A 22101-nucleotide genomic window follows, 5' to 3' on the forward strand; every position below is an offset into this window, starting at 1 on the left:
CTCCGCTGCGCTCCGGACCGCTCACGCCGCCTCCGCTGCGCTCCGGCAGCGCTCGCCCGCGCAGCACCCCCACGTGAGCGGCCCCTCCGCTGCGCTCCGGACCGCTCACCGGATCGTCCCGAGCATGCGGATGGCCTGCTTCAGCAGGACCGGCACGGGCGGCACCGTGGAGCCGTCGAGCTGCTCGGCGACCGCCGCGACCGCCTGGTCGGACTGCTGCTGGGTCCAGCCGAGCCCGATGAGCGCCTGCCGGACCTGGTCGGGCCAGACCGCGCCGGCGCCCACCCCGGTCAGCGCCGCACCGTCGCCGCCGAACGGACCCACCTTGTCCCGCAGCTCCAGCACGAGCCGCTCGGCGCCCTTCTTGCCGATGCCGGGCACCCGGGTCAGCGTCGAGGTGTCGCCGCCGGCGATCGCCCGGCGCACCACGTCCGGCGGGTGCACGGCGAGCACCGCCTGGGCCAGTCGGGGCCCCACCCCGGACGCGGTCTGCAGCAGCTCGAACAGCTGCTTGGCGTCGTCGTCGGCGAACCCGTAGAGGGTCAGCGAGTCCTCCCGCACCACCAGCGAGGTGGCCAGCCGGGCCTCCTGCCCGACCCGCAGGTCGGCGATCGTGTGCGGCGAGCACTGCACCGCGAGGCCGACCCCGCCGACCTCGATCACCGCCCCCTCGGGCGACACGGCCACGACCTTGCCGCGGACGCTGGCGATCATCGGGCCCTCCTCACGGCGGCGGCGATGCGCTCCCGCGTGCCGCCGCGCCAGACATGACAGATGGCCAAGGCTAAGGCGTCGGCGGCGTCGGCCGGGCGCGGCGCCACCTCCAGCTTGAGGATCCGGGTCACCATCGCGGTCACCTGGGCCTTGTCGGCCTGGCCGTTGCCACTCACGGCGGCCTTGACCTCGCTGGGCGTGTACATCTGCACGGGCAGTCCGGCGCGGGCCGCGGCCAGGACGGCGACGGCGCCGGCCTGCGCGGTGCCCATGACGGTGCGGACGTTGTGCTGGCTGAACACCCGCTCGACGGCCACCGACTCGGGCTTGTGCTCGGCCACCAGCGCGGCCAGCCGCTCGTCGAGGGCGAGCAGGCGGTGCGCCAGGTCGAGGTCGGCGTCGCTGGTGACGACCTCGTAGTGCACCAGCCGGCACGGCCGGCCCGGCAGTCCCTCCACGACACCGACGCCGCACCGGGTCAACCCCGGGTCGACCCCCAGCACCCGCACCGGCACCCCTCTCATACGTGTGTTCGACACCCTAGCCGACGCACCGCCGGTACCGCCGAACCGACACACACATCGAGTGGGGCGAAGGTATGTGGCCGCACCCCATGGGACCGGCGCGCGAAGGCTCGTAGTTTCCCGCCATGACTTCGCCGCACCCCGATACGCCACACCGGGTGGTCGCCCTGGACCTGCGTGGCCGGACCGCCCTGGTGACCGGAGCCGGCAGCGGCATCGGCCGCAGCGTGGCCGTGCGGCTGGCCGCCGCGGGCGCGCGGGTGGTGGCGGTGGACCGCGACGCCGAGGCGCTGAAGTCCCTGGCGGACGAGACGGGTGCGGTACCGGTGGTCGCCGACCTTGCCGACCCGGACGCGGCCGAGGCGGGCCTGGACGGCCACCTCGACGCCGACGTCCTGGTCAACAACGCCGGCCTGCAGCACGTGTCGCCGCTGGAGGAATTCCCGCCGGAGCGCTTCGCCTACATCCAGACGGTGATGGTGGAGGCGCCGTTCCGCCTGGTCCGCCGGGTGCTGCCGCACATGTACGCGCGCGGCTGGGGCCGGGTCGTGAACATCTCGTCGGTGCACGGGCTGCGCTCGTCGCCGTTCAAGGCCGCCTACGTGACCGCCAAGCACGCGCTGGAGGGGCTGTCGAAGACGGTCGCCCTGGAGGGCGCGGCGCACGGCGTGACGTCGAACTGCATCAACCCCTCGTACGTGCGCACGCCGCTGGTCGAGGGCCAGATCTCCGCGCAGGCCGCAACGCACGGCATCGCCGAGTCCGAGGTGATCGAGAAGATCATGCTCACCAGCGCGGCCATCAAGCGGCTCATCGAGCCCGAGGAGGTGGCGGAGCTCGTCGCGTACCTCTGCACGGACGCCGCCGGCTTCATCACCGGCGCCTCGGTCTCGATCGACGGCGGCTGGACCGCGCACTGAGATGATGGGTGGGTGACGACGATGCTGGAGTTCCTCGAGCTGCTGGCGCGCGAGGCCGCGCCGGTGGAGTTCGAGGGCCCGCTCGTCGCCGCCCGCAGCGCCGGCCTGCCGCCCGCCCACGTCGCCGAGCTGGAGGAGGCGAAGCTCGTCGCGCTGCGCGTGCGGGCGCTGCTGGAGCGCCGCCGCCGCCGCGAGGAGGAGCTGTCCGGCCTGTTCGACACCGCGAGCGACCTCGCCGGGCTGCGCGACCTGGACGCCGTCCTCACCGCCATCGTCCACCGGGCGCGCACCCTGCTCGGCGCCGACGTGGCCTACATGACGCTCAACGACGAGGAGCGCGGCGACACCTACATGCGGGTCACCGACGGCTCCATCTCGGCCCGCTTCCAGGCGCTGCGGCTGCCGATGGGCGCCGGGCTCGGCGGGCTGGTCGCGCAGACCGGCAGCCCGTACGTCACGGCCGACTACCCGGCCGACGCCCGCTTCCGGCACACCGGCGACATCGACGCCGGGGTCAGCGAGGAGGGCCTGGTGGCGATCCTCGGGGTGCCGCTGCGGCTCGGCTCGCGGATCATCGGCGTGCTGTACGCGGCGAACCGCTCGGCCCGGCCGTTCGCCCGCGAGGAGGTCTCGCTGCTGGTGTCCCTGGCGGCGCACGCGGCGGTCGCGATCGACACCGCCCGGCTGCTCGGCGAGACCCGGGCCGCCCTGGAGGAGCTCTCCGCGGCCAACGGCATGGTCCGCGCGCACAGCGACTCGGTCGAGCGGGCCGCCGCCGCCCACGACCGGATGACCGCGCTGGTGCTGCGCGGCGCCGGGGTGGAGGACGTCGCCGCCGTCGTCACCGAGGTGCTCGGCGGCGCGCTGCTCGTGCTCGACGCCGAGGGCCGCCGCCTGGCGCTCGTCGGCGACCTGGAGCAGCCCGACGCGAGCGCGATCGCCGAGGCGCTGGCCGCGTCGCGGACCGAGGGGCGCAGCGTGCGCCGCGGACCGCTCTGGGTGGCCGCCGTCGTCGCCGGCGCCGAGAACCTGGGCACGCTCGTGCTGCGCCCGGACCGCCCGCTCGTCGACGCCGACCAGCGCATCCTGGAGCGCGCGGCGGTCGTCACCGCGCTGCTGCAGCTCTTCCAGCGCACCGTCGCCGAGGCCGAGGGCCGGGTGCGCGGCGAGCTGCTCGACGACGTCGTCACCCGCCCGGTCCGCGACGCCGACGCCCTGCGCACCCGCGCCAAGCGGCTCGGCGTCGACCTCGACGCGCCCAACGTCGTCATCGCGATCGGCGAGGACGCGCTCGCCGCCGGCTCCGCCCGGCAGCGCGCGGTCTCCTGGGCCCAGACGTACGCCCGGACCCGCTCCGGCCTGGCCGCCGCCCGCGACGGGCACGTGGTCCTGCTGCTGCCCGGCGAGGCGGCCGGCCCGGCCGCCCGGGCCGTCGCCCGCGACCTCGGCAAGCTCCTGGGCCGCCCGGTCACGGCCGGGGCCGGCGGCCCGGTGGCCGCCCCCGCGGCGATCGCCGGCGCGTACCGGGACGCCGACCGCTGCGTCATCGCCCTCGCCGCCCTGGGGCGCACCGGCACCGGCGCGAGCACCGCCGAGCTCGGCTTCGTCGGCCTGCTGCTCGGCTCGGCCCCGGACGGCCGCGACCGCGACGTGCGCTCGTTCCTCGACGCCACCATCGGCCCGGTCGTCGACTACGACACCCGGCGGGGCACGGCGCTGGTGAAGACCCTGGAGGCGTACTTCGGCGTCGGCGGCTCGCTGGCCCGCGCCGCGGAGGTGCTGCACGTCCACGTCAACACGGTGACCCAGCGCCTGGAGCGCATCGGGCAGCTGCTCGGCGCCGACTGGCAGAAGCCGGAGCGCGCGCTGGAGGTCCAGCTCGCACTCCGGCTCCACAAGCTCAGTGACTGACCGTCAGGCGGCGATCCCCCGCAGCACCGCGTCGACGAGCTTCTCGGCGAAGCCCTCGGACGGCACGTTCGGGTTCCACTTCAGCATGTTCTGGGCGATGTTCGGCCCGGAGAGCATCAGCAGCGTCAGCTCGACGTCGAGATCGGCCCGCAGCTCGCCGGACTCGATGCCGCGCTGGAGCACCTGCCGCATGACGTTGCGGCGCGGCTCGATCGCGGCCTGGTAGACCCGGTGCATCTCGGCGCTCTTGACCAGCTCCGGCAGCAGGCACGCGGTCACCCGCCCATACTGCTCCATGCGCTTGTTCTTCATCGCCTGCAGCAGCATGACCAGGTCGTCACGGACCGACTCGCCGCGGGGCTCCGGCAGGGAGCCCTTCATCATCGTCACCGCGTCGATGAAGAGCGCTTCCTTGTTCGGCCAGCGCCGGTAGACCGTGGCCTTGCCGACGCCCGCCTTCGCGGCGATCGCCTCGATCGAGATCGCGTCCGCGCTCTGGCCCGCGCTGAGCAGGTCGTAGACCGCCTCGACGATGGCCTCGTCGACCCGGGCGCTGCGGGGCCGGCCGGGACCCTTGCGGTCCTGGTCGGCCACCGCGTCCGCCGCGTGTGGCCGCGAATCCACGCTTGCCGTCGTCATGGTTTCCATTGTTACCGAGTTTTCACAACAGATCTACTGACGGTCCGTCACGCGTCCACCAGCTCGATGCCCTGCTCCTCGGCCATGCCCTCGGCCGTGGACGGGGCGGGAGCGGTGGCCGGGCGCTTGCCCGGCAGCCAGACCAGGGCGACCACGGCGCCGAGGACGGCGAAGACCGCGGACCCGATCGAGGCGTAGTGCATGGCGTTCATGAAGGCCTCGTTCGCCTGCCCGATCAGCGCCGGGCCGGCCGGTCCGGCCTGCTCCGCCACGCCGTACGCACCGGAGATGGACTCCTGCGCGACGTGCTTCGCGGCGGCCGGCAGGCCGTCGGCGGCCGTGCTCATGCTGTCGCGGTAGTAGGAGCTGAGGACGGCGCCGAGCGCGGCCACGCCGAGGGCGCCGCCGACCTGCCGGATGGTGTTGCTGACGGCCGAGCCGACGCCGGCCTTCTCGCGGGGCAGGGCGGACATGATCGACTCCGTCGCGGGCGGCATCACGTTGGCCATGCCGGTGCCCATGACGAAGAACAGCGCGCCCACGACCCACAGCGGCGTGTCGGTCTGGATGAAGATGAAGCCCGCGAGGCCGGCCGCGACGAGCAGCAGGCCGACGGTGCTGACCGCCTTGGGGCCGAACCGCTTGACCATCGCCGCGCTGCGCGGGGCGAAGACCATCTGGCCGACGGCGAACGGCACGAACAGCGCGCCGGAGGCCAGCGGGCCGAGGCCGCGCACCAGCTGCAGGTAGAAGGCGCTGAAGAACATGGCGCCCATGGCGGCGAAGAAGACCAGGCCGATCATGCCGGTCGAGGCCGAGAACTGGCGGTTGGCGAAGAGCCGCACGTCCAGCGACGGGAACTCGATGCGCCGCTCCCAGGCCACGAACCCGGCCAGGACCACGGCCGCGCCGACGAGCGTGCCCCAGGACTTCGGCTCGCCGAAGCCGTTCTCGCCGCCCTCGATCACGCCGTACGTGAGCAGGGTCAGGCCGACGATGGACAGCAGCACGCCGACGATGTCGATGCGGCCCGGCCTCGGGTCGCGCGACTCGGGGATGAGCGACAGCACCAGCGCGATGCCCGCGACCACGATCGGGACGTTGATGAGGAAGACCGAGCCCCACCAGAAGTGCTCGAGCAGCAGGCCGCCGACGATCGGGCCGATGGCCACGCCGAGGCCGACCGCGCCGGCCCACACGCCGATGGCGCGGCCGCGCTCGCGCGGGTCGAAGACGTTGGCGATGATCGACAGGGTGGCCGGCATGACGGCCGCGGCGCCGAGGCCCATGAGCGCGCGGGCGCCGATGAGCTGGTCCGGGGAGTCGGCGTAGGCCGACACGAGCGACGCGATGCCGAACAGCGCGAGGCCGACGACCAGCGTGATCCGCCGGCCGAGCCGGTCGGCGAGGATGCCGGCGGTGAACAGCAGGCCGGCGAAGACGAGGGTGTAGGAGTTGATCGCCCACTCGAGCTCGCTCTGCGTGGCGCCGAGGCCGTGCTTCGGGTCGGCGATCGTGCGCATCGCGACGTTGAGCACGGTGTTGTCGAGCACGACGACGAGCAGGCTGATGACGAGCACGCCGAGGATGGCCCAGCGGCGGGGATGTCCGGTGTTGGGTGGTGCTTGGGTGGCTGCGTCCACGATGGTGCTCCCCCTGGATTGGAACGCGAGGCCGGCCAGGAGCCGAAGGCCCCGGCCCAACCAGCGAATTCTGATACGGAACAGTTCCGTATCACATGGAGGAAGGTAGTCCTCCGGGATGCGATACGGAACCGTCTCGTATCATATTGTGCGCGCCGTCACAGCCGCCTGCGCAGCAGTTGCGCCACCGTCCCCCAGATTCCCCTCCGGAACAGCAGCACCACGATGACGAAGATCCCGCCGGTGACCAGGCCGATGAGCGTGAACCCGGCCTGCGACAGCTGGTCCTCCAGGTTCACCACGAGCGCCGCGCCGACGACCCCGCCCCACAGCGTGCCGATGCCGCCGAGCACGACGAGCACCACGCCCTTGCCCGACGTCGTCCAGTGCACGACGTCGAGCGACACGAACCCGTGCGCGACCGCGAACAGGCCGCCGCCGAGCCCGGCCACGAACGCCGAGAGCACGAAGGCGACGAGCTTGTAGCGGTGGGCCGGGTAGCCCAGCGCGCGGGCCCGGGCCGGGTTGTCCCGCACCGCGGTGAGCACCCGCCCGAACGGCGAGTGCACGACCCGCCAGGCGAGCAGCAGGCCGAGCGCGGCGATCGGCAGGGCCGCGTAGTAGAAGTAGTACGGGTCCGACAGGTCCAGCCCGAACAGCTCCCGGGGCACGCTCTGCAGGCCGTTCTCCCCGCCGGTGACCGCCGACCACTCGTTGGCCACGAAGTACACCATCTGCGCGAAGGCGAGGGTGACCATCGCGAAGTAGATCCCGGTGCGCTTCACGGCGAGGTAGCCGATCGGCACGGCGAGCGCGGCCGCGGCGAGGGCCCCGCCGAGCACCGCGACCGGGAACGGCGTGCCGAGCCGGGCCGCGATGATCCCGGCCGTGTACGCCGAGGTGCCCCAGAACGCCGCATGGCCGAACGACAGCAGCCCGCCGTAGCCGAGCAGCAGGTCGATCGCGACCGCGAACAGCGCCCAGCAGAGCATGTCGACGGCCACCGCTGGGTAGAGCCCATTGGGCAGCCAGAGCGCGCCGAGCACGCCGGCGACCAGCAGCGCCCAGCCCAGCCAGCGCGACCTCATGCCGGTGACTCCTCACGCCCGAACAGCCCGGCCGGGCGGAACAGCAGGACCAGGGCCATCACCAGGAAGATGAGGATCTGGGCGAGCAGCGCCGGCGCGTAGGCCTCGCTCCACGCCTGCAGCAGCCCGATGCCGAACCCGGCGGCGACCGACCCGAAGACCGAGCCGAGGCCGCCGATGACGACGACGGCGAAGACGCCGATGATGAGGTCGGCGCCCATGAGCGGGTGCACCGCCCGCATCGGGGCGGCGAGCACCCCGCCCAGGCCGGCGAGGGCCACGCCGAAGCCGAACACCGGCGCGATCCACCGCCCGACGTCGATGCCGAGCGCGCCGGTGAGCTCGGGCCGCTCGGTGCCGGCCCGCACGACCAGGCCGACCCGGGTACGGGTGAGCAGCCACCACACGGCGACGCAGAGCGCCACCGCGACGCCGAAGACGAACACGCGGTACGCCGGGAAGTCGAACAGCCCGAAGTCCACGGTTCCGCCGAGCCCGGCCGGGGCGCCGTAGGGGTTGGACTGGGTGCCGTAGCGGGACTTCACGACGTCCTGCAGGATCAGCGTCAGCCCGAAGGTGAGGAGGAAGTTGTACAGCGGGTCGAGGCTCGCCAGGCGCCGGATGAGGGTGCGCTCCAGCAGGACGCCCAGCAGCCCCAGCGCGACCGGCACCACGGGCAGCGCCACCCAGAACGGCACGCCGAACTCGGTGAGCAGCACGTACGCCCCGAAGGCGCCGAGCATGTAGAAGGCGCCGTGCGCGAAGTTCACCACGCGCAGCAGCCCGAAGATCACGGCCAGGCCGAGGGCGAGCAGCGCGTAGAAGCTGCCCCCGACCAGGCCGTTGAACGTGTAGGTGACGAAGCCCATGGCTCGCGGTTCCCGCTACAGCTTGCAGTCGCTCGACGGGGCGCGGAACGCCTCCTGGGCCGGGATGGTCTTCACGATCTGCTCGTAGTCCCACGGCTCCTTGACCTCGCTGCCCGGCTTGACCTTGGCCAGGTAGGCGTCGTGCAGCACCCGGTGGTCGGCGGCCCGGAACTCGCCGTTGCGCAGGAAGAAGTCGTCGACCTTCTTGCCCTCCAACTGCTTGACGACCGCGTCCGCGTCGTCGGTGCCGGCCGCCTGGACCGCCTCGAGGTACTGCGTGGCCGCCGAGTAGTTGGCCGCGTGGGCGAACGTCGGCCGCTGCCCGCCGGTGCGCGCGGCGAACTTGTCGGCCCACGCCCGGTTGCGCTCGTCGAAGTTCCAGTACCACGCGTCGGTGAACGTGGTGCCCGCGAGGGCGTCCGGGGTCAGCGAGTGGATGTCGGTGAGGAACATCAGGCCGACGGCCAGGCCGACGCCCTTGTCCCGCAGCTTGAACTCGTTGTACTGCTTCACCAGGTTGACCAGGTCGGCGCCGGCCTGCATCGTGCCGAGCACGTCCGGCTTGGGGGTCAGCGTCGGCGCCTTGAGCAGGAACGTGGAGAAGTTGTCGTTCGGGAACGGGGTCGGGTCGCTGGCGATGACCGTCCCGCCGCCCTTGCCGATGGCGGCCTTGAACGACTTCTCCATGTCCTGGCCGAAGGCGTAGTCGGGGTACACGATGTACCAGTTCTTCGCCCCGGCCTGGGTGGCGGCGGTGCCGGTGCCGTTGGCGAGCATCGCGGTGTCGTAGGCGTAGTGGAACGTGTACTTGTTGCACGACTTGCCGGTCAGGTCGGTCGTCGCGCCGCTGATGTTGAAGTACAGCTTCTTCTGCGCCTTGGCGACGTCGGCGACCTTGAGCGCCGCCGACGACGTCGGCACGTCGAGGATCGCGTCGACGCCCTGCCGGTCGTACATCTCGCTGGCCCGGGTGTTGGCGACGTCCGGCTTGTTCTGGTGGTCCGCCGTCTCGACGGTGATGTTCTTCGTGACGGCCTTGTCGCCGTACTTCGCCTGGAAGTCCTCGATGGCCATCTTCACGGCCTCGACCGAGTTCTTGCCGGACAGCTGGGCGTAGACGCCCGACTGGTCGTTGAGGACGCCCAGCACGATCTTGTCGCCGGTGAGCTTGCTGCCCGAGTCGCCCCGGGGGCCGCCCCCGCCGCACCCGGCGAGCGCCAGACACACGAGAGCCACGACTGCCGTATGACGCATGGAGGTCTCCTTCAGATTCCCAGATGTGCGAGGAGTTCGGATTCGCGCTGCTGTACCTCGGCGTTGCCGAACGTCCCCGCGATCCGGCCCTCGGCGAGCAGGTAGTGGCGGTCGGCGACGGTGGTGGCGAAGCGCAGGTTCTGCTCGACGAGCAGCACGGTCACGCCGTGCGCCTTGGCCTGCCGCAGGATGTCCCCGACCTGCGCGACGAGCAGGGGCGAGAGCCCTTCGGTCGGCTCGTCGCAGAGCAGGACGGTGGCGCCCATGCGCAGGACCCGGGCGAGGGCGAGCATCTGCTGCTCGCCGCCGGAGAGCTTGGTGGCCGGGCTCGCGCGGCGCTGGTACAGCGCGGGAAAGGCCTCGTGGATGCGCTCCAGCGGCCAGGGGTCCGGCCCGACGAGCGGCGGCAGGGCGAGGTGCTCGGCGACGGTGAGGGTCGCGTAGGCGCCGCGGTCGTCGGGCACCCAGCCGAGGCCGTGGCGGGCCCGCTGGTGCGGTTTCGCCTTCGTGAGCTCGACCCCGGCCAGCTCGACGGTCCCGGACTGTCCACTGTGGAGACCCATGACGCAGCGCAGGAGCGTGGTCTTGCCGGCGCCGTTGCGCCCGCACAGGGTGACGACCTCGCCGGGCTCGGCGTGCAGGGCGACCTCGCGCAGCACCTGCGCCTCGCCGTACCAGGCGGACAGCCCGTCAATGCGCAGCATCGGCACTCCCCAGGTAGGCCTCGACGACCCGGTCGTCGGCGCGGACCTCGTCGTACGGGCCCTCGGCGAGCACCCGGCCCGCCTGCAGGACGGTGACCCGGTCGGCCAGCCGCCCGACGACGCTCATGTTGTGCTCGACCAGCACCACGGTCCGGCCGGCGCGGACGCCGGCGATCAGCTCGACGGTGCGGTCGACGTCCTCCAGGCCCATGCCGGCGGTCGGCTCGTCGAGCAGCAGCACCTTCGGGTCGAGCGCGAGCGCGATGGCGAGCTCCAGCGCGCGCTTGCGGCCGTAGGCGAGGCTGCCGGCGAGCTGGTCGCCCGCGTCGGCGAGGCCGACGTCGGCGAGCAGCGCGTCGGCCCGGTCCCGGAAGCGGTGCAGGAGCCGGTCGGAGCGCCAGAACCGCCAGCCGAGCGAGGTGCCGCCCTGCAGCGCCAGCTCGACGTGGGCCCGGACCGTCTGCTGCGGGAACAGGCTGGTGATCTGGAACGACCGGGCCACGCCGCGCCGGGCGACGCGCTCGGGCGGCAGGCCGGTGATGTCGGCCCCGTCGAGCAGGATCCGCCCGGCGGTCGGCGTGAGGAAGCCGGTGAGCAGGTTGAACAGTGTGGTCTTGCCGGCGCCGTTGGGCCCGACGAGCGCGTGCACGCTGCCGGCGGCGACGTCGAGGTTCACCCCGTCGACGGCCCGGAAGCCGCGGAAGTCGCGGGTCAGGCCGGTGGCGACGAGCGCGGATCCCTCCATGGTGGACACACCTCGTTTCGGCGGTGAGGTGACGGCCGCCACATGCCGGCCGCGTTCCGCCGAACGCTATTGACCGCGGTATCCGGGAGCCATGGAGGTCATCGATACATTTGCCGCTATGAGAGTGTGGCTGGTGGCCACTCGGGGTGCGCGCAGACGTTGGTCGATCTACCCAGGTCAGCGCGAGGGTAGATCGACCAACGTCTTGCGGAAGCCCGCCGGCCCGGCGCGTCACACCACCCGCACACGGGACGACGCCCACGCACAGCCCGACCACCGATCCACGCACGCCCCCCACGCCCCCGCCCGCCCCCGCCCGCGTCGATCTTGCACTTGTGGTGCCCCCCAAACCCGGACATTCTGGGAGCGTCGCGGCACCACAAGTGCAAGATCGACGCGGGCAGGCCGCTGAGGGCGGGCAGCGCGGGCAGCGCGGGCAGCGGCGCGGGCGGGCGGGCGGGCACGGGATCGCGCCGGTGGACGGACCTGGCTTCGTGGTAGGGAAACTGGGGCTATGGGCCCAGTCTTGCTACCACGTAACGGAAAGCGGCCAGCACCGGCGAGGGGGCGGTCTGCGCCGGCAGGCCGCGGCGCGCCGCCGGCTCGCAGGCCGCGGACAGCGGGCCGCGGACAGCGGGCCGCAGCGGCGGCCGCCGCTCGCCGGGCGCCGCACGCACGTTGGTCGATCTACCCTCGCCCAGCCGGGCCCCACATGAGGGTAGATCGACCAACGTCGGTGGAAAGCGAACGGACGTCAGCGGCGGGACGGCACCAGGCGGGACAGCGGGCCCAGGCGGGTGCGCAGGCCGGCCAGGCCGCCCGGGAAGAAGTACACGGCCAGGATGAACAGCGTGCCGAGCACGAACAGCGGCTGGGACAGCGGACCGCCGAGCACCGACGGCAGGCTGTCCACCGCCTCCGAGTGGCCGAACGCGACCAGGCGATGGTCGAGGTACGTGAACAGCATGCCGCCGATGAGCGGGCCCCAGCGGGTCCCCGGGCCGCCCAGCACCACCATCACGAGCAGGGTCAGCGTCTGGTCGGACGCCGCCACGTGCGGGATCGCGCCACCGATGAGCAGCGAGTACATGACCCCGGCCAGGCCCGCGAGGGCGCCGGCGACGGTGAACGCGAAGAGCCGGTAGCCGTACGGGTCCAGCCCCAGGACGCCGACGCGGCGGTCGTCGTCGCGGATCGCCGACAGCACCCGGCCGGCGGGGGCGGCGGCGATCGAGTGCACGACGGCGACGGTGACGACGGCGACCAGGACGGCCAGCCAGTACAGGTTGACGGTGTTGCTCACGCCGACCAGGAAGTCCGGGACTCCGGCCGTGTCCATCGACAGGCCCTCCTCGCCGCCGGTGACGTCGCCCGGGTTGCGCCCGATGGTGATCGCGCCGACCTGGGCGAAGGCGAGCGTCACCATGGCGAAGGCGATGCCGTTGGTGCGCAGCGCGATCGCGCCCAGGGCGAGCGCCAGGACGGCCGTGCCCAGGACGGCCAGCAGGGCCGCCTCCCACAGCGGGTAGCCGGCCTTGGTCACCAGGATGTCGGTGCCGTACACCCCGGCGGCGAAGTACAGCGCGTGGCCGAACGACAGCATGCCGGTGCGCCCGAAGAGCAGGTCGTAGCCGGTGGCGAGCGACCCGAAGACCAGGCACAGCGCGAGCACCTGCAGCGTGCCGGGCTTGTTGATCGCCGTCTCGAACACGCCCGGGATCGTCAGGTTGCAGTACGGCAGGGCGAGCAGCACCACCAGGGCCACGAGCGGGCCGAAGCGGGCCAGGCGCAGGCGCCGGCGCGGGGCGGCCACGGTCGTTTCGGCGATCATGACGTGGCGACCTTTCCGGTGATCCCCTGCGGACGGACGAGCAGCACCACGGCGAGCAGGGCGACGACGCAGATGTCGCCGAGGCCGGACGAGGTGTAGTTGACGAACTGCTGGAGCAGCCCGACCGCGACCGCCGCGTAGGCGGCGCCGGTCACCGAGCCCATGCCGCCGATGACGACGACGATGAAGCCGAAGATGAGCAGCGAGCTGCCGCCGGTCGGCGAGATCGACCCGGCGTAGACCCCGCCGAGCGCGCCGGCGAGGGCGGCCGCGGCCCCGCCGATGGCGAACACGAGCGTGAAGGCGCGGCGCACGTCGATGCCGAGCGCGGTGACCATCGCCCGGTCCTCGACGCCGGCCCGGATGACCAGGCCGATCTTCGTGTACTTCAGGAACGCCAGCAGCCCGCCCAGCACCACGACGGCGGCGCCGATGAGCAGGAAGCGGTCGTTGGGCACCCGCGCACCGGCGATCTCGGTGAGCTCCTGCGTCCACTGCGGCCGCGGGAACACGACCGTGTCGGCGCCCCACGACGCCTGCAGCAGCGCCACGCCGGCCAGCGACAACCCGACGGTGACGAGCACCTGCTCGATCGTCCGGCTGTACAGCGGCCGGATCAGGACCAGCTCGACGAGCGCCGCGACGACCGTCCCGCAGACCACGCCGAACGCGACGGCGAGCACGAAGCCCCAGCCGGACGCCCCGGCGCCGGGCAGGTGCGAGGAGGCCCACCAGGTGCCGTAGGCGCCGACCGACAGGAACAGGCCGTGGGCGAAGTTCAGCACGTCGGCGAGGCCGAACACGAGGGCCAGCCCGGAGGCGACGAGGAAGTACAGGGCCGCCAGGCCCAGACCCGTGAGCGTCAACAGCACAATGGTGCTCATGCGTGCTCGCCCTTCCCGACGCCGAGCAGCGCCTTGGTCTTCTCGGTGTAGTCGAGCAGGTCCGCCGCCCGTCCGGTGTAGGCGACCCGCCCGGTCGCGATGACGACGGCGTCCTTGGCCAGGCGTCGCACGACGGCCAGGTTCTGCTCGACGAGCAGCAGCGGTACCGTCGCCGCCACCGCCTCCAGGGCGGCCGCGACCTCGCCGACCACCTTCGGCGCCAGACCCTTCGTCGGCTCGTCGATGAGCAGCAGGCGGTTCGGGTTGAGCAGCACCCGCCCGATAGCCAGCATCTGCTGCTGGCCGCCGGACAGCGTGCCGGCCCGCTGCTTCGCGCGCTTGCGCAGCTCGGGGAACAGCGCGTGGACCCGGTCGTAGTCGGGCTCGGCGCCGGCCCGCTCGGCCAGCCGCAGGTTCTCAGCCACGGTCAGCCCGGCGAAGACGCCCCGGTCCTCGGGCACGTAGCCCAGGCCCTCACGGACCAGGCGGTACGTGGGCTGCCGGGTGACCCGCCCGCCGGCGAACCGCACGTCGCCGCCGATCTCGGCGGCCCGGGGCAGCAGCCCGAGCACCGCCTTGAGCGTGGTGGTCTTGCCGACACCGTTGCGCCCGAGCAGCGCGGTGACGCCCTGCGGTGCCACGCCGAAGCTGACGCCCTGCAGGATGTGCGAGCCGGCGATGCGCACCGACAGGTCGGAGATCTCGAGGATCGTCACAGCTTCTCCCCCAGGTACGCCTCCTGGACGGTCCGGTCGGCCATGACCACGTCCGGGGTGTCGCAGACGAGCAGCGCCCCGTGGTGCATGACGGCGACCCGGTCGGCCAGGTCGAGGACGACGTCCATGTGGTGCTCCACCATGAGCACGCTGCGCCGCTCCTCGCGGGTCAGCGTCTTGATGAGCGCGACCAGCCCGGGCACGTCCTCGGTGCTCACCCCGGCCATCGGTTCGTCGAGCAGCAGCACCCGCGGCTCCCCGGCGAGCAGCAGCGCGATCTCCAGCTTCCGCTTCTCGCCGTGGGCGAGGGTGCCGGCGAGCGCGTCCGCCCGGTGCTCCAGGCCGACCCGCCACAGCACCCGGTCGGCCCGCTCGGTGATGTCGCGGTCGCGGGCCGGCAGCGGGAACGGGCGCAGCGAGCCGCCCCGGCGGGCCTGCACGGCGAGCCGCACGTTCGCGGCGACGCTCAGCGACCCGAACACCGACGACGACTGGAACGTGCGGCCCAGGCCGCGGCGGGCCCGCCGGTGCGGCGGCAGGCGGGTCACGTCGTGCCCGCCGAGCGACACCGTGCCGTCGGTCGGCCGGCGCAGCCCGGAGATGAGGTTGAACAGCGAGGTCTTGCCGGCGCCGTTGGGGCCGATGACCGCCAGGAACTCGCCCTCGGCCAGGTCGATCGAGACCCCGTCGACGATCGCGACCCCGCCGATGCGCCAGGTCAGTCGCCTGGTCGACAGCAGGCCGGTGGCCGGGGCGTCGGCCCCGGCCACCGGTGACGTGCCACGGGCCAACGTCTCAGCCCTTCATCTGCGCGACCGGCGGCGACGCGTCGGCCGGGTCGATGGCCTTGACCAGCTCGGGCTTGAGGTCGGCGCCGGAGCCGGTGAACTTGCCCTGGAACATCGGCTGGAGCAGGGCGTGGTCCTCCTTGCGGACGGTCAGCTTGCCCTTGATGCCGTCGAAGCTGTAGCCCTCCAGCGCGGTGATCATCTTCTCGACGTCGTCGCCGCCCTCCTGGGCCGCGCGGACGACGAGCTGGGCGGCGGTGAAGCCGTCCGGGTGGAACAGGTCGACCTTGCCGCCGTCGACGCCCTTGCGCAGCGCGGCCACGGCCTCGTTGTCGCTGGCGCCGTCGAAGTAGTGCGCGAGCAGCGAGATCTTCCCGCCCGCCGCGCCGAACGTCGGCCAGGAGGCGCGCTGGTCGATGCCGGTCACCACGAGCGTCGAGCCGAGCACGCCCTGCTGGTCGAGCGACTGCCACATGGCCGCGGCGGTGGTGCCGGCCCACGCGACGAAGATCATGTCGGGCTTGGCGTTCTTGGCCTGGACGGCGAAGCCGGTGAAGTCCGTGGCGTTCGCCGGGACGAACAGGTTGTCGACGGTCGCGCCGGCCCCGCCGATGACCGCCTTGACGGCGTCGGCGTTGGACTTGCCGAACGCGCCCTCCTGGGTGAAGACCAGGACCTTCTTGCCGGTCGGCGACGGCAGGTACGACTTGGCGGCCAGCACGTCCTGGTAGGACTGGCGGCCGGAGCGGAACGTGTACTTGTTGATGCCGGTCACGGCGTCGGTGGCCGCCGGGCCGGAGATGAACAGCACCTTGTTCTGGGCGGCCAGCGGGGCCACCTGGCCGGCGACGCCGGACGAGGTGCTGCCGGCGATGATCTTGTACCCCTGGCCGATGAGGTCCTTCGCGGCGGAGACGGCCTTCGCCGGGTCACCGGCGTCGTCGACCTCCTTGACCTCCACGGGCCGGTTGCCCACCTTGCCGGTGCCCTTCGTGGCGTAGGCGAGGCCGGCCTTCCAGCCCTCGATGTACTGCTTGCCGTAGCTCGCCAGCGCACCCGTCTGGGAGTACACGAGCCCGACCTTGATCGGCGCGCCGTCCCCGGCGGGCTCCTCGGCCGCCTCCTGGGGGCTGCTGCACGCCGCGGTGAACGTCGCGGCGAGGGTCAACCCGAGCGCCGCGAACACAACCCGCCGCGGCGCACTCGTCTGCCTGATCAACGCTTCCTCCGTGTGAACGCCTTGTTAAGGCCAGCGCCTGCTGGCGGTGTTCGCACACGCTAGGAGTGGCGTCGGGCACGGAGCTATGTGGGCGGCCCACACTAATCGACGACTGGCCGCGGTCCTCAGGCACTCATCAGGTCGATGAACTCCCCGAGGAGCGGCAGGAAGGACTCCGGCGGCGGCATGTGCCCGGCGCCCGGCACCACGACGAGGCCGTTGCGGCCGCGGTGCCGGCCGGACAGTCGCTGGCCGAGGACCTCGACCGAACGCTCGACGGGGACGAGCTCGTCGGCGCCGCCGAAGATCGCCAGGATCGGGCAGGGCAGGAACGGCAGCAGGTCGGCCGGGTCGAAGGCGGCGTTGCGGGCCACGAACCCGAGGTCCTCGGCCGTGGCATACGGCCCGCCGGCGACGTGCGGGTGCCACGGCTCGGACCGCTGCGCCTTCTGCGCGCGCAGGACCGCCTCCGGCACCTCGCCGGCCAGCAGCCGGGCGGCCCGCTCGTCGGCCCAGCGCAGGCCGGCCTCGATCGTCTCCGGGGGCAGCCCGGCGGCGCGCATGGCCCGCTCCATCCGCACCCGCTCCTGCTCGGCGGGCGTGACGGCTGGGCCGGACACGGTGACGACGAAGCCGACCCGGTCGGGCGCGGTGACGGCGGCGGCCAGGGCGGCCCAGCCGCCCTGGCTGTAGCCGATGACGCCGGCCCGCTCGACGGCCGCCTCCCGGCGCAGCACCGCGAGGGCGGTGAGCGCCTCGTCGGCCCTGCGCCACAAATCGCCCGCTGGCTGGCGGGGCTGGTCGTGCCGCAGCGTCGCCACGCCCCGCTCGGCGAGCCAGGCCGGAACTACCTGCCAGGCGTCCTTGGCGGCCGGCCCGGACCCGTCGGACAGCACGAGGCCGGCCCGCGCGGGACCGGCCGGCAGCATCACGACGCCCTCCAGGTCGCCGACCCGGACGTCGCGTTCTTCGAACGACATGAATCCTCCCCGCACCGCAAGGTAGCAGTGCGGGGAGGATTCCGCGGGCCTACCCGTTCTCGGCGGCCAGCGGCGCCTGGTGGGTCTTGAGCAGGTCGAGCTTGTCCTGGTCGATCGTCTTCCAGTCGTCCTTCAGGACCCCGCCGGTGTCACCGGAGTTCGGGTTCCAGGACCAGTACGTGTAGCTGAGCCCGTTGTCCTTCAGGTACTTGATCAGGTTCTGCTGCCAGATCCCTTCCAGGTCCTTGTTGCCCTGGGCGTCCTTGTCGGCGACCGAGCGGCCACCGAACTCACCCATGAGCACCGGGGCGACGTTCTGCTTCACCAGGTAGCCGAACTGCTTGTCCCACAGCGCCGGCATGTTGGCCGGGAACGACGGGTCGTTGAACCACTGCTGGGACCAGACCTTCGGGCTGTAGTCGTGCGCGGAGTACACGAGCTTGGACTGGTCGTCGAGCTTCACCGGGTGCTGCGCCGCGCCCTGCAGGTTGCCGCCCCACCAGTAGCCGTCGCCGTCGTAGGACTCGATGCCCTCGACGATGATGAGCCAGTTGGGGTTGGCCTTGAGCACCGCGTTGCCGGCGCGCTCGGCGGCCGCCTTCCAGTCGGTCTTCTCGGAGCCGTCGCCCCAGGTGGCCTCGCCGTGCGGCTCGTTGTGCAGGTCGGCGCCGACGACGAGCGCGTTGTCCTTGTAGTGCTCGGCCAGCTTGACCCAGTCGGAGATCCACCGCTCCTCGCTGACCTTGTCGGTGTACCAGAGGTTGCTCTGGCCCTGCGAGGTCGGGCGGTGCCGGTCGAGGATGACCATCATGCCGCGCTTGGTGGCGCCCTCGACGACCTTGTCCATGATCTGCGGGCCGGTGAGGCCCTCCAGGTCGGGGTTCTGCGCGAAGTCGACGCCGGTCGGCTTGGCGGAGTCGTCGAACAGCTCGTTGCTGAACGGCAGGCGCATCGAGTTGAAGCCCGACGCGACCATCTGGTCGAGCATGTCGTCGAGCTTGCGCGACCACAGCCCGTGCGGGGCGAAGGTGTTGGTCTCCAGCCCGAACCAGTTCACGCCGGTGAAGGTGACCTCCTCGCCGCGGGCGTCGAGGATCTTGCTGCCTTCGGCGTGCAGCGGCATCTGCAGCCGCTGGCCGGACCTGGCGTTCTCCGGCGTGACCTTCTTGTCGTTGTGGCTCAGCAGCGGCACCAGCGCGACGACGACAGCGGCGACGGCGACCAGCGCGGATATCCAGAGGATGCGAGTGCGACTGAGGGAAGTGCGACCCATGGAGTTGACCTGTCCTCACGTTCGAGACGGCCGCCCACGGGGGTGCGCGGGCGGCCGCCGAAACGATCGGCTGAGGGCGTGCGTTGCGCCGGGGAGAGAGCCCTGCGCTGCCGCTCAACCTGTCGGGCAGATCAAGACACTACGGAAATCGGAAATATGTAGTCAGCGTACAAATGTCGGATTTGTTTATGCTCCAATCGTAGGAGCGTCCCACTCGGCGGCCCTGACGACGGCCTCGAGCTTCGAGCGGGCGCCCATCTTGCTCAGCAGGTGGCGCACGTGGCTGCGGACCGTGGTGTAGCTGATGCTCAGCTCCCGCGCGATGTCACGGTTGTCCATGCCTTCGGTCATCAGGCTGAGGATCTGCCGCTCGCGCGGGGTGAGGCTATCAAGCCGCCGGGCGTGCTCCTCCGAGCGTCTGGACTCCTCGCGGCGGCGGGCCAGGAGCTTGGCCAGCTGCCGGGCCGGCACCAGGATCTCGCCGTCGACGGCACGCCGCACGGCCTCGGCCACGTCGGCCCCGCCGGCGCTCTTGACCAGATAGCCGGCCGCGCCCGCCTCCAGGGCGGTGATGATGACCTGGTCGCTGTCGTCGGCGCTGAGGAAGACGATCGCGACGTCGGGCTGGTGGGCCCGCAGGGCCGCGGTGGCCTCGGCCCCGGTGCCGTCGGGCAGCCAGTAGTCGGCCAGCACGACGTCGACGCGCTCGACGTCGGCCAGGTGCTCGACCTCGCCGACCGAGCCGGCGAGGGCCACGACCCGCAGCTCCGGGTGCTCGTTCAGCAGCGCCGCGAGCCCTTCCGCCACCACCTGGTGGTCCTCGACGATCAGCACCCGGTAGGGCGGGCGACCACTCACGGGGAACCTCCCTTGGACTGCAGGTCCGCGCCGCGCGGCACCCAGAACGTCACCGTCGTCCCGCTGCCGGGCGCGCTGGCGATCCGGAACCACCCGCCGGCCAGCGCGGCGCGCTCCCGCATCAGGACGATCCCCAGGTGCCCCGGTTCGGGCTCGCCGAACGCCGCCGCGCCCACCCCGTCGTCGACCACCCGGACCAGGTACCCGCCGTCCTGCTCGCTGAGGACCACGGTGCAGCGGTCGGCGTCGGCGTGCTTGCCGACGTTGGCCACGGCCTCCTGCAGCATGCGGTAGAGCAGCAGGCGGGTCGGCAGCGCCGGTTCGGCGGTGAGCCGGTCCTGCAGCTGTACCGCCAGGTCGTGGTCGGCCGCGAGCCCGTCGAGCAGGTCCCGGGTGGCCGGGGCCAGCCCGTCGTCCTGCAGCTTCGGCGGCCGGAAGTCGAAGATCAGCCGGCGCAGCCGCTCGGCCGCGTTGACCAGCGACTCCTCCAGCCGGCCGAGGATCTCCAGGTCGTCGGGGTCGCGCAGCCGGCGGCGCAGCTGCTGCACGCGCAGCATCGCCGCGGTGATCACCTGCAGGCTGTCGTCGTGCACCCCGGCGGCGATGCGGGCCCGCTCCCGCTCCTGGTTGAGGATGAGGTCGCCGAGCAGCTCGCCCTGCTCCTGGCCGAGCTGCAGGAGCCGGGCGACGCGCTGCTCCAGCGTCGCCCGCGAGGGGCCCGGCCCGTACTGGTCGTCGACGGCGAGCACGACCAGCCCGCTCGGGTCGCCCTCCAGCGTGCGGGCCCGCACGTCCACCGGCAGCTGCCGGCCGTCCGGCAGCAGCGCCTCGGCGGTGATCGGCCGGTCGGGGCCGGCGCCGGAGCGCGGGTCGGTGACGAACAGCTCGTCGACCCGCCGGCCGACGAGGTCGGCCGTCGACCGGCGGAACAGCGTCTCGGCGGCGGTGCTGGCCAGGCGCACCACCCCGGCGGCGTCAAGCACGATCAACGCCTCCGGGGCGGCGCGGAACGCCTGCCAGTACATCCGCCGTCAGTTCTCCAGGCCCTTCGGCACCGTGTACGGCTTCGGCGCCGGGATGTCGACCGGGCCGCCGGACTTGTCGACCTTGAAGTTGACCTTCGCGACCGCGTCGCTGCGCTGGCCGTGCAGCTCGAACACGACGGTGTCCTCGGTGTCGCCGGGGATCGTGTACTGGCCGACGGCGCGGGCCGTGCCCTTCTGGTCCACCCGGAAGGCCGAGACGAGCTGCGGCTTGGCGCCCTTCGCCGTCCGCACGTAGACGTGGACGGCCTCGTTCGGGGCGAACTGGGTGGCGTAGAAGTTCACCATCGTGCCCGGCAGGCCGCCGTAGGCGTTGGTGCGGGCCTGCGGCGTGAACGGCAGGATGGTGAAGCCGCTGGAGACGGCCGCGCGGCTCTGCTCGCCGATGAACACCAGCGACTGGGAGCCCTTCAGCTGGTACGGCATGACCAGGCCGGCGCCCTTGAACCCGCCGGCGCCGTCGGTCACGACCGCCATCACCGGCTGCCCGCCGGCCGAGTTCAGCCGCACGAGCACCCGCTCCCCCGGCGCGAAGCCCGAGCCCGAGAAGCTGATCTTCTGGGTCGCCTTCACCGCGTACGGCGCGAGCTTGATCGACGGGTACAGCCGCAGCACCTGGAACGGGGCGCTCGCCGCCGCGCCACTGGTCTTGCCCACGACCACCAGACTCGTCTGGCCGACCGCCGTCACGCCGACCTTGATCGGCGTCTTACCCACCGAGCCATCCTCGTCGGCGGTCAGGGTGAGGTTCGGCGTGCCGTTGATGCGGCCCCAGTACACGTTGAGCTGCTCACCCGGCGAGAAGCCCTTCGCGGTCAGGTTGATCGTGTCGCCCGGCTTGCCGACGACGGCGGACAGCGCCGCCTGCCCGGCACCCTGGGCGACCGCCGCGTCGGCCTTGGCCACCTTGTCGCTGCCGCGGGCCTGCGCGGTGACCTCGAGGACCGGCTCGGTCATCTTGTTCGGGAAGGTGAAGTTCAGGGTGAAGATCCCGTACTTGCCGGCCTTCGCGGTGCCGACCTGCTTCGGCTGGTCGGCGGCGGACGCCGTCGACTTGCCCTTCTTGGGCTTCGGGGCCGCGCCGTCCGACTGCGGCCCGAGGAACACGTCGACCATCGACCCCTGGTCGAAGCCGTTGCCCTGCACGGTGACCGAGCCCCCGAGCCGGACCAGGCCGGGGTTGAGCGTGATCATCGGCGTGTCGCCGCCGTGCACGAGCACGCCGTTGAGGTCGATCGTCGGCGGTGGCGGTGCCTTGGTCTGCGGTGTGGTCGGCGTCGGCTCGCTGCCGAACTTCGGTAGCCCGGGCGCCTCGATGCCCAACGCGGGCAGCACCGAGCGGCCCACCATGAGCAGCAGGAACGCGGCCGCGGCGGCCAGCAGCAGCCGGCGGGGCGAGATCTTGGGCTTCCGGCGCTTCAGGGTCTTCTTCCGGCGACCGGCCGGATTCGTACGAGCGGTCGCCGGAGCCGCCCGGCGGCGTTTCAGGGTCTGCATC

At 72.4% G+C, this 22101-nt stretch carries 21 protein-coding genes; 2 read left to right on the forward strand and 19 right to left on the reverse strand.

Annotated features, from left to right (window positions below; genetic code table 11):
- Positions 1–105: 105 nt before the first annotated feature.
- Both ruvA and ruvC read right to left on the reverse strand, forming a co-directional pair.
- Entirely contained in the window at positions 106–714 is a 609-nt protein-coding gene (gene ruvA / locus IEZ31_RS52180; protein WP_190257634.1) for a Holliday junction branch migration protein RuvA, read from the reverse strand.
- Complete coding sequence (ruvC, locus tag IEZ31_RS52185; protein ID WP_190257655.1) at positions 711–1223, reverse strand: crossover junction endodeoxyribonuclease RuvC; 513 nt, start codon at positions 1221–1223, stop codon at positions 711–713. The genes ruvA and ruvC overlap by 4 nt, the downstream gene beginning before the upstream one ends.
- Before the next feature lie 140 nt (positions 1224–1363).
- Between ruvC and IEZ31_RS52190 the strand changes: the two genes are divergently transcribed.
- Both IEZ31_RS52190 and IEZ31_RS52195 read left to right on the forward strand, forming a co-directional pair.
- Entirely contained in the window at positions 1364–2158 is a 795-nt protein-coding gene (locus IEZ31_RS52190; protein WP_190257635.1) for a 3-hydroxybutyrate dehydrogenase, read from the forward strand.
- 21 nt (positions 2159–2179) lie between these two features.
- Positions 2180–4069, forward strand: coding sequence for a helix-turn-helix domain-containing protein (locus IEZ31_RS52195; RefSeq protein WP_190257656.1), 1890 nt, complete (start codon positions 2180–2182; stop codon positions 4067–4069).
- A gap of 3 nt (positions 4070–4072) precedes the next feature.
- Here IEZ31_RS52195 and IEZ31_RS52200 read toward each other — a convergent pair whose 3' ends face one another.
- The 17 genes from IEZ31_RS52200 to IEZ31_RS52280 all read right to left on the reverse strand — a co-directional run bounded on the left by IEZ31_RS52200 (position 4073) and on the right by IEZ31_RS52280 (position 22100).
- Positions 4073–4708, reverse strand: a complete 636-nt coding sequence (locus IEZ31_RS52200; protein WP_308429537.1) for a TetR/AcrR family transcriptional regulator — start codon at positions 4706–4708, stop codon at positions 4073–4075.
- A 47-nt stretch (positions 4709–4755) separates the two neighbouring features.
- Positions 4756–6351: an MFS transporter gene (locus tag IEZ31_RS52205; RefSeq protein ID WP_229837170.1), complete on the reverse strand. Its 1596-nt coding sequence runs from the start codon at positions 6349–6351 to the stop codon at positions 4756–4758.
- A gap of 158 nt (positions 6352–6509) precedes the next feature.
- Positions 6510–7439 (reverse strand): branched-chain amino acid ABC transporter permease, encoded by a 930-nt coding sequence (locus IEZ31_RS52210; RefSeq protein WP_190257637.1) that lies wholly within the window; start codon positions 7437–7439, stop codon positions 6510–6512.
- A complete protein-coding gene (locus IEZ31_RS52215) occupies positions 7436–8308 on the reverse strand; it encodes a branched-chain amino acid ABC transporter permease (protein WP_190257638.1) in 873 nt (290 codons plus the stop codon). Before IEZ31_RS52215 ends, IEZ31_RS52210 begins: the two co-directional genes overlap by 4 nt.
- 15 nt (positions 8309–8323) lie before the next feature.
- Positions 8324–9562 (reverse strand): ABC transporter substrate-binding protein, encoded by a 1239-nt coding sequence (locus IEZ31_RS52220; RefSeq protein WP_190257639.1) that lies wholly within the window; start codon positions 9560–9562, stop codon positions 8324–8326.
- An 11-nt stretch (positions 9563–9573) separates the two neighbouring features.
- Entirely contained in the window at positions 9574–10266 is a 693-nt protein-coding gene (locus IEZ31_RS52225) for an ABC transporter ATP-binding protein (RefSeq protein ID WP_190257640.1), read from the reverse strand.
- Positions 10253–11011: an ABC transporter ATP-binding protein gene (locus IEZ31_RS52230; protein ID WP_190257641.1), complete on the reverse strand. Its 759-nt coding sequence runs from the start codon at positions 11009–11011 to the stop codon at positions 10253–10255. Before IEZ31_RS52230 ends, IEZ31_RS52225 begins: the two co-directional genes overlap by 14 nt.
- Before the next feature lie 754 nt (positions 11012–11765).
- Positions 11766–12842, reverse strand: a complete 1077-nt coding sequence (locus IEZ31_RS52235; RefSeq protein ID WP_190257642.1) for a branched-chain amino acid ABC transporter permease — start codon at positions 12840–12842, stop codon at positions 11766–11768.
- Positions 12839–13726: a branched-chain amino acid ABC transporter permease gene (locus IEZ31_RS52240; RefSeq protein WP_190257643.1), complete on the reverse strand. Its 888-nt coding sequence runs from the start codon at positions 13724–13726 to the stop codon at positions 12839–12841. The genes IEZ31_RS52235 and IEZ31_RS52240 overlap by 4 nt, the downstream gene beginning before the upstream one ends.
- Complete coding sequence (locus IEZ31_RS52245; protein ID WP_190257644.1) at positions 13723–14442, reverse strand: ABC transporter ATP-binding protein; 720 nt, start codon at positions 14440–14442, stop codon at positions 13723–13725. The genes IEZ31_RS52240 and IEZ31_RS52245 overlap by 4 nt, the downstream gene beginning before the upstream one ends.
- Positions 14439–15182: an ABC transporter ATP-binding protein gene (locus tag IEZ31_RS52250; RefSeq protein ID WP_190257658.1), complete on the reverse strand. Its 744-nt coding sequence runs from the start codon at positions 15180–15182 to the stop codon at positions 14439–14441. Before IEZ31_RS52250 ends, IEZ31_RS52245 begins: the two co-directional genes overlap by 4 nt.
- Positions 15183–15237: 55 nt before the next feature.
- Positions 15238–16446 carry a substrate-binding domain-containing protein gene (locus IEZ31_RS52255; protein ID WP_373294854.1) on the reverse strand — a complete coding sequence of 403 codons (1209 nt, stop codon included), beginning with the start codon at positions 16444–16446 and terminating at the stop codon, positions 15238–15240.
- A gap of 128 nt (positions 16447–16574) precedes the next feature.
- Positions 16575–17429: an alpha/beta hydrolase family protein gene (locus tag IEZ31_RS52260; RefSeq protein WP_190257645.1), complete on the reverse strand. Its 855-nt coding sequence runs from the start codon at positions 17427–17429 to the stop codon at positions 16575–16577.
- Positions 17430–17478: 49 nt separating this feature from the next.
- Positions 17479–18702: a glycoside hydrolase family 5 protein gene (locus IEZ31_RS52265; protein ID WP_229837172.1), complete on the reverse strand. Its 1224-nt coding sequence runs from the start codon at positions 18700–18702 to the stop codon at positions 17479–17481.
- 186 nt (positions 18703–18888) lie between these two features.
- Positions 18889–19560, reverse strand: a complete 672-nt coding sequence (locus IEZ31_RS52270; protein WP_190257646.1) for a response regulator — start codon at positions 19558–19560, stop codon at positions 18889–18891.
- Positions 19557–20585, reverse strand: coding sequence for a sensor histidine kinase (locus IEZ31_RS52275; protein WP_190257647.1), 1029 nt, complete (start codon positions 20583–20585; stop codon positions 19557–19559). The genes IEZ31_RS52270 and IEZ31_RS52275 overlap by 4 nt, the downstream gene beginning before the upstream one ends.
- Before the next feature lie 6 nt (positions 20586–20591).
- The gene (locus IEZ31_RS52280) at positions 20592–22100 is read right to left on the reverse strand and encodes a hypothetical protein (RefSeq protein ID WP_190257648.1); all 1509 of its coding nucleotides are present in this window, start codon (positions 22098–22100) and stop codon (positions 20592–20594) included.
- Position 22101 lies beyond the last annotated feature (1 nt).

This window comes from Dactylosporangium sucinum (assembly GCF_014647515.1).
In the GTDB taxonomy this organism is placed as follows: domain Bacteria; phylum Actinomycetota; class Actinomycetes; order Mycobacteriales; family Micromonosporaceae; genus Dactylosporangium; species Dactylosporangium sucinum.